The following is a 13,886-nucleotide window of genomic DNA, read 5'->3' as shown; positions in this document are numbered from 1 at the left end:
CATGATTAATCCATGACTCCTCCATGCTCGAAAGTGATCGACTCATCAGCGCCACGCCCGCTGATTCCGAAGAAGCGATTGACCGCGCCATCCGCCCTTTAAGCCTTAAGGAATACATTGGCCAGGACGTCGTGCGCTCGCAGATGCAGATTTTTATTGACGCGGCTAAAAACCGTCGCGATGCCCTGGATCATGTCCTGATTTTTGGGCCTCCCGGGCTTGGTAAAACCACACTGGCCAATATTATTTCCCATGAACTGGGGGTGAATCTGCGCCAGACCTCAGGTCCCGTATTGGATAAAGCAGGCGATTTGGCCGCTATCCTCACCAACCTTGAAGAAAATGATGTGCTGTTTATTGATGAGATTCATCGCTTAAGCCCTCTGATTGAGGAAATCCTTTACCCTGCCATGGAAGACTACAAGCTGGATATCATGATTGGCGAGGGACCGGCCGCGCGCTCCATTAAGCTGGAATTGCCGCCATTTACGTTAGTCGGGGCCACGACCCGCGCCGGCCTTTTAACCTCACCCCTGCGTGATCGATTTGGTATTGTGCAACGCTTGGAATTTTATCCTGTCGATGCCTTAACCCACATTGTTTCCCGTTCCGCGCGGCTGCTCAAGGTTCAAACAGACGAAGAGGGCGCGCGTGAAATCGCCATGCGCTCACGGGGTACCCCACGGATTGCCAACCGGCTGTTGCGTCGTGTGCGCGATTATGCCGAAGTCAAAGGCAATGGCAGGATTAACCGCGATGTGGCGCATCAGGCTTTGCAAATGCTTGATGTCGATAAACTCGGTTTTGATGTTATGGATAGAAAATTACTGCTGACGGTCATCGAGCGTTTTGGCGGCGGCCCGGTGGGTTTAGACAGCATTGCCGCAGCGATTGGCGAAGAAAAAGGGACAATTGAAGATGTTCTTGAACCTTTTCTTATCCAGCAAGGCTATCTCATGCGAACGCCTCGCGGTAGAATAGCGACCAATGTGGCCTATCACCATTTTGGCCTGCAACCGGTTGAGCATGAGTTATAAAAATGAGTTATCAAAGCAGCTTTCGCGTTTATGCTGAAGACACGGACATGATGGGCATTGTTTATCATGCCAATTTTCTTTGTTTTTTTGAACGGGCGCGAACCGAAATGTTGCGTGAAAAAAATTGGTCGTTAACCCGCATGGCGGCAGAGCATGACCGGCATTTTGTCATCAGCGACGTCAGGATGCAGTTTCTGCATCCGGCAAAGCTTGATGATTTGCTTTTAGTCAGCAGCGACATTGTTAAACGAAGTTCGTGCAGTGTTTTATTTGAACAAAGCCTGCGAAATCAGCATAATACTCTGCTTTGCGAGGCGCAGGTCAAGGTTGTCTGTGTCGACAGTGCAATGAAAATACAGCGTATACCGCCCCATTACAATTAAGAAGAAGTAGACAAGTAGGAGGAATCAACGTGGGTAGCCATGCCAGTGTCTTAGGTTATTTTTTACAAGCCGGTTTGGTAGTTAAAACCGTGATGCTGATTTTACTTTCTGCCTCCATCGTCTCCTGGACATTAATTATCCAGAGAGCATGGTTTTTTAATCGCAAAAAACAGCAGTGCGATCAGTTCACCCGCCGTTTCTGGGATAGCGGCGATTTGAGCAAATTGTATGCTGATATCGATAGCCATGCGGATGACAAACAGGGGATAGCCGCTATTTTCCATGCGGGATTTAAAGAATACGTGCGTGCAAGAAAGCAGGGTGCGGTTGTGCTTGAACCCATCCAGAGGGTGATGCAAATCAGCCATGCCAAGGAAGCGATGCGGCTTGAAAAACACCTGCCGTTTTTTGCCTCCGTCGGCTCTATTTCTCCCTACATCGGCCTGTTTGGCACAGTATGGGGAATCATGACGTCTTTCCAGGCTTTAGGCCAGGCGCAGCAGGCAACCATTGCCATGGTCGCACCCGGTATTTCTGAGGCGCTGGTGGCTACGGCGTTGGGATTGTTTACCGCGATTCCTGCGGTTATTGCCTATAACCGCTACAGCACCCGTGCCGGCAATCTGCTTGAGCAATACGAACTGTTTCAGGATGAACTGGTGTCATTGATTGAACAACAAAGCGCTGTGCCCGTGAGAGGATAAACGATGTTAAGAAAAAAAACCAAATCGTCTCAACCGATCGCGGAAATCAATGTGGTGCCCTACATTGACGTCATGCTGGTTTTGCTGGTTATTTTTATGATTACAGCCCCGATGCTCACGCAGGGGGTTACGGTGGATTTGCCCAAGGCTGCAAGTCAGTCACTGAAACCCACGGAGCGTGAACCCATCATCGTGTCGGTGAATTTGCGCGGCGATTATTTTTTAAACATCAACACGGCGCCGGATTTGCCCATGGAGCCCAAAGCACTCATGGTCAGGGTGGCTGCGGAGCTTGAATTGGCTAAACAGAATAACCAGCCTGTTAATGTCCTGGTGAAAGGCGATCAGGGTGTGCCTTATGGCAAAGTCGTGGGCGCCATGTCCTTGCTGAAACAGGCAGGGGCTGAACAGGTGGGTTTATTAACCGATTCGTCTGAGGCCATTTCGGAGAACCAAGCATGAGGATTGAACAGAGTTACCGCAAAGCGTTTTATGCGGCTCTGACGCTGCATTTATTGTTAGCCCTGTTATTGTTGACGGAGTCGTCCAGCAAACGTCCCGTTCTGGTGAATGAGGCAAAAAATACCCCCGGTGAGATGACCCCGATAGAAGCCAATGCCCCACAAAAAGAAATCGTTAAAGCCGTCAGCGTGAACAACCAGGAAGTCATGGAGACGGTGAATCGTATAAAAGAGCAGCGGGCTCAGCAAATCAGAGCCGAGCAGGCCCGCCAGAAAGCGTTAGCGCAACAGGCCGAACAGGCAAAGCGCGCACGTCTGCAGGAACAGCAGCGTCTTGCCAAATTAAAGGAAGAGGCGGATAAACTCGCCATTGCCAGAAAGAAACAGATGGAAGAAGAGCAAAAACGCTTGAAACAATTGGCTTTGCAAAAGGATCAGGAAGCCAAACGTCTGGAAGAGCTTAAAAAGAAACAGAAAGAACTTCAGAAACAACAACAGGAAGAGGCCGCCAAACTGGCCCAGTTGCAAAAGAAAAAGGATGAGGAAAAAGCGAAAGCCGACAAATTAAAGGCCGATCAGGCGGCAGCTGAAGCGCGGAAAAAGGAAGAGGCCGTGAAAGTGGCGGCACAGAAAGCCGCCGCAGAAAAAGCGGCCGCCGAAAAGGCAGCGGCTGAGAAGGCGGCTGCAGACGCCGCCCAGGCCGCGGCCAATCGAGCACGCCTTGCCGGGGAAGTGGATAAATACAAAGCGCTGATTATCAATGCCATCGGTCGTCAATGGATCCTGCCCGATAATGTCGATCGCGGATTGTCCAGTCAATTCAGAATTCGCTTAGCGCCCGATGGCGCGGTTCTTGAAGTGAGTTTAATCCGCAGCAGCGGCGATCCAATTCTCGATCGCTCTGCACAAACCGCGATTTATAAAGCATCGCCGCTGCCGGTACCGACTGATCCGGCAACGTTTGATATATTTCGCGATATCAGTTTAACCGTACGACCAGAAAACGTGAGGGGATAACCGTGTTAAAACGTCTGTTAATGCTATTTTTCGCTGCCTGTTCGGGTGGTGTCTTCGCACTCGATCTTGAGTTAACCCAAGGGATAAACTCGGCTTTACCCATTGCTATTAATTCCTTTGGCTATGACAGTGCCGGCTCTGAGCTGACCACGATCATTAACCATGATTTGCAGTTGTCTGGCCAGTTTAAAATCATTCCTACACCGCCGGGACTGCCTGACGGTGCACAAGGGGTGAGCATTCTTCGCGGCGCCGGTGCTGACAGCGTATTGACCGGACGGGTCAGCAAACTGGGTTTTAACCGCTATGATGTCAGTTTTGATTTGATTGACGCGGTAGCCAATGGACGTCTGTTAACCAAAAGTTTTCAGGTGGGCAGCAACGACATCCGGGCTTTGGCGCACCATATCAGCGATTTGGTCTATGAAAAATTGACCGGTGAGCGCGGTGTGTTCTCTACCCGCATTGCTTATGTGCTGGTGCAACGCAACAGTGGACGTCCCCGTTATTCTCTGGAGGTGGCGGATGCCGATGGGTTTAATCCCCAGAGTCTGCTGGTTTCCCCTGAGCCCATTATGTCGCCTTCCTGGTCGCCGGATGGACGGCAAATTGCTTATGTGTCGTTTGAAAAGAAAAAGGCGCAGATATTTATTGTTTCTGTTGAAACGGGTAAGCGGCGTCTGGTGACTGATTTCACCGGTATTAACGGGGCGCCTGCCTGGTCGCCTGACGGCAATCAGTTGGCCGTTGTGCTTTCAAAAAGCGGCAGTGCTAAAATTTACACTGTCGACTTGTCCTCTGGCCGTTTAAAACAGCTGACCTTTGGGGATGCCATTGATACCGAACCTCGTTTTGCTCCGGATGGACGCAGCCTGCTGTTTACCTCGGGACGCGGCGGTTCGCCTCAGGTTTATCGCCTGTCACTGGCCGATGGCAATGTGTCACGTGTCACGTATGACGGCAGCTACAATGCGCGTGCTTCCTATACCCCGGATCAACGGCACATTGTCATGCTGCATAAAGAACAGGACAGCCGTTTCAATATCGGCGTCCAGGACGAAAATGGCCGTGTCACGCAGGTGACTTTCGCCACCCTGGATGAATCCCCCTCCATTTCCCCAAATGGGCGGTTGATTCTTTACGCCACGCGTCATAATGACAAGGGTGTATTAGGTATCGTTTCTCTCGATGGCCGTATTCACATGCGTTTACCGGCACGTGAAGGCGATGTGCAGGAGCCAGCCTGGTCACCGTTTTTAGGCTAATAAACCATCAGAAGGGAGTTGCAGTGAAAAAAGGAGTTGTTCGTTTCGTTGCCATGGCTGCGTTGGCGGCTGCCGGCACAGCTTACAGTTGGAATGCGACCGGACACCGTCTGGTCGCTCAGATTGCTTACCATCACCTGAAAAAGGAAGCCCGTTCCCAGTATGTCCGTTACAACCATGGACTGGACAGCGTGTTTAAATCGCAATCGCTGGTGAATGCCGCACCCTGGATGGATGGGCTGCGTTACATGAATGATCTGTGGCTGCAACCCATGCATTACATTGATATTCCTTATTCTGTCGATGGCACTGAACTGATTCAACCCGATGAAATTAATGCGGTTTACGCCATTGAAAAGGCGAAAAGGGTACTTAAAGATCCCAAGGCCAGCTTTTTTAACAAAGGGTTCAGTTTAAGAATTCTTTTGCATGTGGTGGGCGACATCCATCAACCCTTGCACGCCATCAGCCAATTCAGCGTTCAGCATCCGCAGGGGGATATGGGAGGGAATCTGGTTATTCTGGGGGAAAATTCCATAGGCCCTAACCTGCATTCGTATTGGGATAACGGCGGGGGTTTTCTCAAAACAGCCAAATTAAGCAATAAACAACTGAATGCCAAGGCGTGGAAGATTGAACAACGTTGGCCTTGTCATGTGAATAACATGACACTTGATGCCAAGGCCTGGAGCCAGGAGTCTTATCAATTGGCTATTGCCAAGGCGTATCAAATCAAACATGGCGAAAAGCCCAGCAATGAATATCAGGACATGGTGAAGGAAACGGCTGAGCAACGAATCGCTCTGGCCGGCTGTCGTTTGGCCGCCTTGCTTAATGATCTCATGTAAATATTGTTGGCTGATGGGGGCTATACCCTGTATAGCCCATGTTTTCTGATGTGATAAAAATTAAAAATTAACTATTTGCCCGTCTTTGAGTACAAGGTAAGCCTGTCCATTTTTTAATTCAATCGTATCGTCAGGGAAAGCCGTTTCAATGACAGACGAATCAATCTGATGACCTAACCATTCAACACGACCTACTCGAGCTTTATGAAAATCACCGTACGTGCTGTCAAAATGCAAGGTATAGATCTGCCTGTATTCCGGGGGCAATTTTTCGCTGATGCGTTTTAAAACCTCGTCGACTGTGTAATAGTGTGAGTTAAGGTAAATAGTGGTATCGCCAATGTCAGCCTGTTCGTTGGGAATGAAGACGGCAACGGCTTCTTGTTGTAGGGTACTGACCAGTTCTTTTGAGATAGTGAATATCTCATCTTCGGCAATGGATTGGTAAGGTGAAGTGGTAAACAATTTACTGTTTTCCGCGGCCAAATGGCCGTCAGATTCCGCTCGATACATGCACAGAATATCCTCACCCTGACTTTGCTCAAGATGATGAGATTGCATGATATCAACCATGGTGGTTTCTAATTGACGCTGCTTTTCACTTAACAGGTTTTTGTAGGCTTCGGCTGGGGCAACTTCGCCAACATTATTAGCCGCATAAAAAGTGACGGTCGAGACATCGGAGGCAGCAAGGGGCTGACTCAGTAAGGTGAGTCCAATAAACAGGCTGGTTAATTTGATCATATTTTCATTCACGGTATTAACTGCACGAGATTGTAACAGGATGATTCTTAAATACAATGATTTATCCCTGACAAGGTTGGCCAAATAATTGCAACATGATAAAAAGGCCGACTTGTCGCTGAGCCAGCCCAAATCTTATGCAGAAGCAGATGATTAAAAATTAACAATGTGTCCATCGTTGTAGACCAAAAACGCGTTGCCATGCTTCATCGCCATTTTTTCTCCAGGAAAGGCGTTTTGAATAACCATCGGGTCGATATGATTGCCCAACCATTCAATGCTGGCAATGGTTGCCTGGTCAAACCCTCCGTATTTACTGTCAAAATGAAGGGTAAATGCCTGAGAGTAATCGGCTGGGAGCCGTTCATTAATCAGTTTAAGGGTTTGCGCCAGATTGTAATAATGAGAATTAAGATAGACGGTGGTATCAGCGGTTTTGGCCTGCTCATCGGGAATAAAAACGGCTACGCTTTCCTGTTGCAAGGCGTTCGCCATCTCTTGAGAGAGAGAAAATACTGTGTCATCGGACAGCGTTTGATAAGGCGATGTTGTAAAAATCTTGCCATTATCCGCGGTTAAACGGCCGCTGTCCGCCATTTGATAAAGGCCGATGCTGTCTTCGCACTGGCTCTGCTCCAGGTGATGGGTTTGCATGATGTCGATGATGGTGTTTTTCAATTGCCCCTGCGCTTCGCTCAGTAACCGTTGATAGGCTTGCTCCGGTTGGATTATGCCCGTGTTATTAGAAGCAAAAAATGAAACCGATGACCACGCAGCCGCTGAAATCACCTTGCAAGCTAAAGAAAATCCGAGGAAAAAACGCATTGATTTAGTCATGATAGTACTCGTTGTTAAGCTTGCAACAGTGTAGCCATGCCTGCAGTTTGCGCAAGAATGCACATTTTTGTAATATAGTTACAAAAAATATACCGAGACCTGCTGATGAAACCCAGTCGACGACAAAATAATTGCCATTATGGTTGTGCTGTGGAAGCAGCGCTTGATGTCATTGGCAATAAATGGAAAGGGGTAATCCTTTTTCATTTGCTTTCGGGCACTAAACGATTTAATGAGCTCAGGCGTTTGATACCCAGCATTACGCAACGCATGTTAACCCTGCAATTGCGCGAACTGGAAAAAGACGACGTGATTCATCGCGAAGTTTATGCTCAAGTCCCCCCCCAAAGTTGAATATTCGCTAACGGAATACGGCGCTCAATTGGAGCCTCTATTGCTTGCTTTACGAGACTGGGGCAGCCGTTACATGGCGGGGAGGACTAAGTCTACTCAAAAAGCAACGCCATAGAGAAGTGGTTTTCATACCGCCCATCAATGCGAACGGCGTTTTTATGAATACCTTCGAGGACAAAGCCAACGTGCTGATAAAGGGCGATGGCGGCTTTGTTGTGTTCCCGCACGGTGAGCTCAATGCGTGTTAATCCTTTTTCACGTGCTCGTCTCAGGGCTTCAGTCAGCAGAGCCTTACCCACCCCCATGCCACGATACCCCTTTCGAACCCCAATGCCCAGAGACCCACTATGAGCAAAGACAGGGCGATCAAGTGCTGAAATGTCACACCAGCCGATGACTTCATTTTCATGCAGAGCAATCAGGTGCGGCCAGTTCCCCTCCCTGTTTTGTTTGACAAAATCGCGGGTCATTTCAAGCGGTGGGCCTTTAAGAAAAGCCAGGTAGTGCTGCTCGCGCGCCACGCTATCGAGAGCGGACCAGTAACTGTCAATGTATTCGTCATCAATAGGGGTAATGATAAAGTTCAACATGATGATTAATTCAGTAATTCCAACAGGGCGGTGATAAAATAATAGAGTAAAATAAAAACAAACAACGCGATAGAGACAAGAGGCAGTAATAGGGTAAAAACCCGAATCATTGTCGCGGTGAAGGCATTGCTGCTTTGATTGGCTGAACCCCAGAATGCTTTTAATAACCAGATGTAAAATCCGACAGCATACACCATCAAAGGCAACAGCCAGAGGTTTTCGAGTGTCAATCCGCCTGTGAACAGGGCTGTGAGTATAAAAACATAAAAGACGATATAGGCAAGACCACTTTCCAGGAGGTAATCCCCTCCCTGACTAAAGAAAAGTTGCCCAAACGTTAACTGACCATTCCAGCCTTTTTTTAGATAATTAAGCATGTCTGTTCCATTTAAGGGTCTTTGTTATAACTATAGACCTGGGGCAGCAAAAGCAAGATACGAAGCCGTCCCAGCTAGGCCATACGGCTCAAAAATTCCTGCAGATGTGGTCGGCTGGTTTCACTGATTAAATAATCCTTTAGTTTTGACAAGGCCTGATCGTAATCCTGTTGACTAAAAACACCGCGCATGAGTTCAAAACGAAGAAAAACACAATACGTATTAAGGACATCGGTTTCACAGTAGTCACGAATGGCTTTTAAATTGCCGGCTAAATATTCGTCAAAAACCCGTGCTCCACTCATACCCATTTTCCCTGGGAAATTCAACATGGAAGCTATCTCATCCAATGGCGCAAACGCTTTATTCTGATAGGCCGCTAAAATGTCCATTAAATCAATGTGTCGATAATGAAAGCGGTTTAGATAATTATTCCACCGAAACTGCTGCTGATTATCACCCGTTTCCCAATACGTTGGGGCACTGACGCCATGCAACAGGGCGCGGTAATGAAGCACCGGCAAGTCAAAGCCGCAGCCATTCCAGCTGACTAAGGTCGGGGAGTATTTATCGACGCCGGAAAAAAAACGGGTGATGAGTTCTTTTTCATCCGACTGTTCGTCACCCAAAGACCAGGTTTTGATTTGGTTGCCCTGGTTGATGACCAGGGAAATGGCAATGATTTTTTGCAGATAATGGGGTAAAAAATCATGCCCCACCTTGGCACGTCGTAAAGCAAACATGGCTTTTGCGGTGTCTTCGTCCGAAAGGCCCTGCAAATCGTACAGTTTGCGGCCGGCTTCAAGATCGGGAATGGTTTCAATATCAAACACCAGAATACTCATGCGCTAACCTACGGTAATCAAAGAAATAATGGGAAATGCAGAGGGTTGCCCTGCTAGTATTCTTTAACACGCAGGAAATTGCAACTGGTTCAGTCCGTGAAGTGATGCCCTCAATGGCAACGCGTTGAATCCCGGGTGGTGATGCCCGTAATCGCGCAATTTATCATTTGATCAGGTACTTGCTACGCAAATGGATGCCCGCCTGCGCGGGCAGGACAGGGAAGGGGGGCATGGTGAGGGTTCATTAGCAACTCATGCCAAGGAAATTTAATGATAAATATTTAAATTGTTCCGTCTTTTTGTTACTAATAGCCGTTTAATTGAACTCAGTAGCCAGAATAATGAAATTAAAGCTGTTTACCCTCTCTTTGGTGTTGGTTTTGGCCGGATGCGCAACCCGTCAGCCTTCGGATGTGAATAACGTTTGCAATATTTTTAAACAGTATCCCGGTTGGTACCGTGCCAGTAAAGACGTTGAACGACGTTGGCGGGTTCCAGTGCCGGTGCAAATGGCCATTATTCATCAAGAGTCCAAATTCGATGCCAAAGCCACGCCGCCCCGCGGTAAATTGTTATGGGTAATTCCCTGGAAGCGTCCTTCCAGTGCCTATGGCTACACCCAGGCTCTGCGTTCAACCTGGGCTTTGTACAAAAAATCGCAGGACGGCGGTAATTTCTGGGCATCCAGAGACAGTTTCACCGATGGGGTGGATTTCATCGGGTGGTATGCTAATCAGGCCAATCGCCGCGCCCATATTCCGCGTTATGATGCTTATAATCTTTACCTGGCTTACCATGAAGGAGTAGGCGGATACCAGCGTAAAACCTACCTTAAAAAGCCCTGGTTGATTCAGGTGGCTCGAAAGGTGAAGACCCGCGCCCAGATTTATCAGGCGCAATTGAGTCGTTGTTCGGTTCCTGCGTCGCGCTTTTGGTCTAAATAATGACCAGAACTAATGACTTTGCTGCCATCTCAAGGTAGGATAGAAGGTTAATTCGATTAGGAGTTAATGAATGCGTTTAATGCTGCTGGGTGGTCCGGGTGCTGGGAAAGGCACACAGGCCCTTAAATTAATCAATTACTTCGGCATCCCTCAAATATCCACCGGGGACATGTTGCGTTCTGCCATTGCCGCAGGAACTGAACTGGGTAAAAATGCCAAAGCAATCATGGACGCCGGCAAACTGGTTTCGGACGAAATCATTATCGCGCTCGTGAAGGAGCGCCTGCAACAAAGTGATTGCCGGAAAGGATTTCTGTTTGACGGGTTTCCTCGCACCATCCCTCAGGCTGATGCCTTGAAAACGGCCGGTATCAAACTGGATCACGTCATTGAAATCGCCGTACCCGACAGCGAAATCATTAATCGAATCAGCGGCAGGCGGGTTCATGTGGCCTCAGGCCGGGTTTATCATGTGACATTCAATCCCCCGCTTAAAGCAGGGCTGGATGATGCAACCGGTGAGCCGTTAATCCAGCGTGCGGATGATTCCGAAGCCACGATTCAAAAACGTCTCGATGTATACCACCAGCAAACCGAGCCTCTGATTGATTATTACCAGAGTTGGGCCAATACACGGGATCCACTGGCTCCACGATTCCATCGGGTGAGCGGGCTTGGAAGTGTCGACACTATTTTTACCAATATCCTCTCTGCCATTAATGCCAAGGAACTATCATGCTGAAGGACATAGTCAGTGGGGAACAACTGGAAACTCTGGTGACTTCTGACGACATCGTCTTCATTGATTTTTGGGCCGAGTGGTGTGCACCCTGCAAAGAATTTGGCAAAGTCTATGCCCGGGTCGCTGAACAGTACCCGGCCATTCAATTCACCCAGATCAATGTGGAGTCCGCTCCAGCCCTGGCTGAAGCATTTCAGATTCGCTCCATTCCCCACCTGATTGTCTTTAAGCAAGGCATTATCATTTATTCGGAATCGGGAAACATGCCTGAATCCGCTTTAAAAGAATTGACTGAGCAGGCATTAACGGTCGACATGACCGAAATTCGCACAAAAATGGAAGAAGAACGGCAGTCAAAATAGACTTATTTCTGCTTGAGCCGAGAAAGGGTCGAGGCGTCAATGCCTTCCACTTCATAAATTTTGACTGGATCGTCAAAACCCTTAACCTGGACGCTGGAGTGGCTTTTAATGATCAGGTTATTTCCAGCATCCTGAAGCGTGTGTTCGGAAATCAGGATTTGACCGCCTGAGGTCAGCGACTGGATGCGGGATGATAAATTGACCGCACAACCAATGGCGGTGTATTGCTGCCGCTTGTCTGAGCCAATGTTGCCGATAACCGCTATCCCGGTATTGATACCGATTCCCATCGACAGTTCAGGCAAATGATTTTTGCGGGTGTATTCGTTAACGTCTTTCAGTGCCTCCTGCATTTCAATGGCACAGGCTGCGGCTGACAAGGCATGGTTTTCCATGTCCTGCGGGGCGCCAAAAATCACCATGATGGCATCACCGATAAACGCATTGATGGTCCCCTGGTATTTTTCAATGACGCAGGCCATGCGGCAGAAATAATGATTGAGCAAATCCACCAGCGTTTCAGGCGGTAACGTTCGTGAGATCGAGGTAAAATCCCGCAAATCACTGAAAAGGACACTTAGTTGCCGCTTTTCACCCCCCAGTTGCAGAGGTTTGGGCGAAGCCAGCAATTGTTTAACCACTTCATCAGACATGTAGGAGTTGAACATTTTCAACAGCAGTTCATTCCGCAGTTCAAGCTGATTTTTAGCCTCGTTTAAAGCAGTATTGGTTTCACGCAATGATTTTCTTAATTTAGTGACCGTCAACAGGGCCAATTCATCTTCTGCCTGGCGCGCTAATTCACAAAGCAGCTTCAATTCGCCTTCTTTCAATTGTCGAGGCAACTTGTCGGCCACGCACAGCGTACCAACCTTCAATCCTGCCGCATTGCTTAAGGGCACGCCGGCATAGAAACGAATGGGGTTGTCCTCGCCAAACACCGCGTATTTATCGGCAAAGCGTGAATCCATCAGGATATCAGGAATAACCAGCGGTTCATTTTGCTGGATGGTATAATGGCAAATGGATTCACTGCGTGCAGACTGATTAATGAAAATGCCGCAGCGTGCTTTAAACCATTGGCGATGAGCATCAATTAAGGCGATGTAGCCGATGGGCACTCCTAAAAATCCTACGGCCAGATTGACAATGCGATCGAACCGCTCTTCTGGCGGGGTATCCAGAATCTGTAATTCATACAAGGCAGCAAGCCGTTCTTCTTCCAGTTCAACGGGATTTATCATAGGTCCTCACGGGTGCAGGAATCCTCATTAAAAGGACGCGTTGTTTCGCATTATCAAACCCTATCATTATTATATATAGACATATTTCTTAAGCCTGGCGAGAGGAGTAGGACAATAATCGTCAGAAAATGCTTGACCCTGACGTTGCGTCATACCACAACCTTGGTAGCAAGGAGGATAAACGATGAAACATTGGCATGCCAAAGCATTCAGTAAACTGGCGAAAGTCTCGGTGCGCACCCTGCACCATTACGACAGGCTAGGACTGTTAAAACCCAGTTTACGGCAGAGTAATAATTATCGTGTGTACTCCGAGAAGGATTTACTCACGCTGCAGCAGATTATTGCGCTTAAATTTTTTGGTTTTGAACTGGCCCAAATCAAGCCGCTACTGACCAGAGAGGACACTGTTTTCGAAAGTCTGATCATGCAGGCAGAGCTTTTACAAAAAAAAGCACAGGCCCTGCTGGAAGCCAGGGCGATTATAACGCGCATTACTTCGAGTTGCAGCGATAAGGAATCCATTCCATGGCAACAAATAATAGAACTTATTGAGGTATTTCATATGACACAACAACTCGAAGACGCCTGGGTTAATGACATTTTCACGGCGGAGGAGTTACGGCAATACGCTGAATTTGAAGCAAAAATGAAAGCAGGGTCGACGCCGGAGCAACGCGCTGCATTTGAGCAAGGCTGGTTTACTCTGGTCGACGAAGTGAAAAGCAACCTTCATCACAGCCCTGATTCAGCGGTTGGCATTGCACTTGGGAAGAAGTGGATGGATTGGGTGAATAACCTCTACGGTAAGCAATATGCTCATCTGCGCACCAAAAAATTTGAAAAAGGGTTTGGTGAAGGCAAGGGGCTTTTAGAGCATGGTTTAACCCCTGAGCTCATTGCCTGGATGGAGAAAGCAGTGGATGCCTACTGGCGTCAGCGCCTTCATCAGGTTTTATCCCAGGCAGGCCAGGCGCCTTCATCCCAGGTGCTGCGGCTCTGGAATGAATTAATGGAGGAAATGTATGGTGATGAGGAGAAGCGAAAGGCCGACATTCCTGCACTAGCATTGCAGGAGCAGGGCTTGAGTCACGAAGCAAAAGCCTGGCTTAAAAAAACGTTTAATCAATAA

The 13,886-nt window shown here is 48.2% G+C and carries 19 protein-coding genes; 13 read left to right on the top strand and 6 right to left on the bottom strand.

Annotated features, from left to right (window positions below; genetic code table 11):
* Positions 1-23: 23 nt before the first annotated feature.
* From ruvB to DYE45_RS08400, 7 genes are read left to right on the top strand one after another with little or no spacing between them, the layout of a single operon-like run.
* A complete protein-coding gene (ruvB, locus tag DYE45_RS08430; protein WP_115300754.1) occupies positions 24-1,037 on the top strand; it encodes a Holliday junction branch migration DNA helicase RuvB in 1,014 nt (337 codons plus the stop codon).
* Between the two features lie 2 nt (positions 1,038-1,039).
* The gene (locus tag DYE45_RS08425; protein WP_108293882.1) at positions 1,040-1,420 is read left to right on the top strand and encodes a YbgC/FadM family acyl-CoA thioesterase; all 381 of its coding nucleotides are present in this window, start codon (positions 1,040-1,042) and stop codon (positions 1,418-1,420) included.
* 29 nt (positions 1,421-1,449) lie between these two features.
* Positions 1,450-2,124, top strand: coding sequence for a protein TolQ (gene tolQ, locus DYE45_RS08420; RefSeq protein ID WP_108293880.1), 675 nt, complete (start codon positions 1,450-1,452; stop codon positions 2,122-2,124).
* Between the two features lie 3 nt (positions 2,125-2,127).
* Complete coding sequence (gene tolR, locus DYE45_RS08415) at positions 2,128-2,586, top strand: protein TolR (RefSeq protein ID WP_108293878.1); 459 nt, start codon at positions 2,128-2,130, stop codon at positions 2,584-2,586.
* On the top strand, positions 2,583-3,602 hold the full coding sequence (tolA, locus tag DYE45_RS08410; protein ID WP_115300753.1) for a cell envelope integrity protein TolA: 1,020 nt from the start codon (positions 2,583-2,585) through the stop codon (positions 3,600-3,602). The genes tolR and tolA overlap by 4 nt, the downstream gene beginning before the upstream one ends.
* Positions 3,603-3,622: 20 nt before the next feature.
* Positions 3,623-4,867, top strand: coding sequence for a Tol-Pal system beta propeller repeat protein TolB (gene tolB / locus DYE45_RS08405; RefSeq protein WP_165481709.1), 1,245 nt, complete (start codon positions 3,623-3,625; stop codon positions 4,865-4,867).
* A 23-nt stretch (positions 4,868-4,890) separates the two neighbouring features.
* The gene (locus DYE45_RS08400; RefSeq protein ID WP_120082951.1) at positions 4,891-5,715 is read left to right on the top strand and encodes a S1/P1 nuclease; all 825 of its coding nucleotides are present in this window, start codon (positions 4,891-4,893) and stop codon (positions 5,713-5,715) included.
* A gap of 60 nt (positions 5,716-5,775) precedes the next feature.
* On the opposite strand, the gene DYE45_RS08395 is transcribed toward DYE45_RS08400, so the two are convergent.
* Positions 5,776-6,459 (bottom strand): hypothetical protein, encoded by a 684-nt coding sequence (locus DYE45_RS08395; protein ID WP_133138204.1) that lies wholly within the window; start codon positions 6,457-6,459, stop codon positions 5,776-5,778.
* 153 nt (positions 6,460-6,612) lie between these two features.
* On the bottom strand, positions 6,613-7,296 hold the full coding sequence (locus tag DYE45_RS08390; RefSeq protein ID WP_133138205.1) for a hypothetical protein: 684 nt from the start codon (positions 7,294-7,296) through the stop codon (positions 6,613-6,615).
* Between the two features lie 105 nt (positions 7,297-7,401).
* Between DYE45_RS08390 and DYE45_RS08385 the strand changes: the two genes are divergently transcribed.
* Both DYE45_RS08385 and DYE45_RS15015 read left to right on the top strand, forming a co-directional pair.
* Positions 7,402-7,650, top strand: a complete 249-nt coding sequence (locus DYE45_RS08385) for a winged helix-turn-helix transcriptional regulator (protein ID WP_370447867.1) — start codon at positions 7,402-7,404, stop codon at positions 7,648-7,650.
* Entirely contained in the window at positions 7,625-7,765 is a 141-nt protein-coding gene (locus DYE45_RS15015; RefSeq protein ID WP_370447866.1) for a winged helix-turn-helix transcriptional regulator, read from the top strand. Before DYE45_RS08385 ends, DYE45_RS15015 begins: the two co-directional genes overlap by 26 nt.
* On the opposite strand, the gene DYE45_RS08380 is transcribed toward DYE45_RS15015, so the two are convergent.
* From DYE45_RS08380 to DYE45_RS08370, 3 genes are all read right to left on the bottom strand, one after another.
* Entirely contained in the window at positions 7,743-8,240 is a 498-nt protein-coding gene (locus DYE45_RS08380) for a GNAT family N-acetyltransferase (protein ID WP_242602717.1), read from the bottom strand. The two genes, DYE45_RS15015 and DYE45_RS08380, sit on opposite strands and share 23 nt — an antisense overlap.
* Before the next feature lie 5 nt (positions 8,241-8,245).
* Entirely contained in the window at positions 8,246-8,617 is a 372-nt protein-coding gene (locus DYE45_RS08375) for a hypothetical protein (protein WP_108293864.1), read from the bottom strand.
* A 74-nt stretch (positions 8,618-8,691) separates the two neighbouring features.
* The gene (locus DYE45_RS08370; RefSeq protein ID WP_108293862.1) at positions 8,692-9,462 is read right to left on the bottom strand and encodes a 3'-5' exonuclease; all 771 of its coding nucleotides are present in this window, start codon (positions 9,460-9,462) and stop codon (positions 8,692-8,694) included.
* 341 nt (positions 9,463-9,803) lie between these two features.
* On the opposite strand from DYE45_RS08370, the gene DYE45_RS08365 reads away from it, so the two are divergent.
* The 3 genes from DYE45_RS08365 (at position 9,804) to DYE45_RS08355 (ending at position 11,510) form a co-directional block, all read left to right on the top strand.
* Positions 9,804-10,406 carry a transglycosylase SLT domain-containing protein gene (locus DYE45_RS08365; protein WP_108293860.1) on the top strand — a complete coding sequence of 201 codons (603 nt, stop codon included), beginning with the start codon at positions 9,804-9,806 and terminating at the stop codon, positions 10,404-10,406.
* Between the two features lie 70 nt (positions 10,407-10,476).
* A complete protein-coding gene (adk, locus tag DYE45_RS08360) occupies positions 10,477-11,148 on the top strand; it encodes an adenylate kinase (RefSeq protein ID WP_108293858.1) in 672 nt (223 codons plus the stop codon).
* On the top strand, positions 11,142-11,510 hold the full coding sequence (locus DYE45_RS08355; protein WP_108293856.1) for a thioredoxin family protein: 369 nt from the start codon (positions 11,142-11,144) through the stop codon (positions 11,508-11,510). The genes adk and DYE45_RS08355 overlap by 7 nt, the downstream gene beginning before the upstream one ends.
* 2 nt (positions 11,511-11,512) lie before the next feature.
* Here DYE45_RS08355 and DYE45_RS08350 read toward each other — a convergent pair whose 3' ends face one another.
* On the bottom strand, positions 11,513-12,754 hold the full coding sequence (locus DYE45_RS08350; protein WP_108293854.1) for an adenylate/guanylate cyclase domain-containing protein: 1,242 nt from the start codon (positions 12,752-12,754) through the stop codon (positions 11,513-11,515).
* A 184-nt stretch (positions 12,755-12,938) separates the two neighbouring features.
* Here DYE45_RS08350 and DYE45_RS08345 point away from each other — a divergent pair, with 184 nt between their 5' ends.
* A complete protein-coding gene (locus DYE45_RS08345) occupies positions 12,939-13,886 on the top strand; it encodes a MerR family transcriptional regulator (RefSeq protein WP_115300750.1) in 948 nt (315 codons plus the stop codon).

It is taken from the genome of Legionella taurinensis (assembly GCF_900452865.1).
Taxonomy (GTDB): Bacteria; Pseudomonadota; Gammaproteobacteria; order Legionellales; family Legionellaceae; genus Legionella_C; species Legionella_C taurinensis.
Note: the sequence above shows the minus strand (reverse complement) of the source record. Positions and strands in the feature narration are given on the sequence as shown.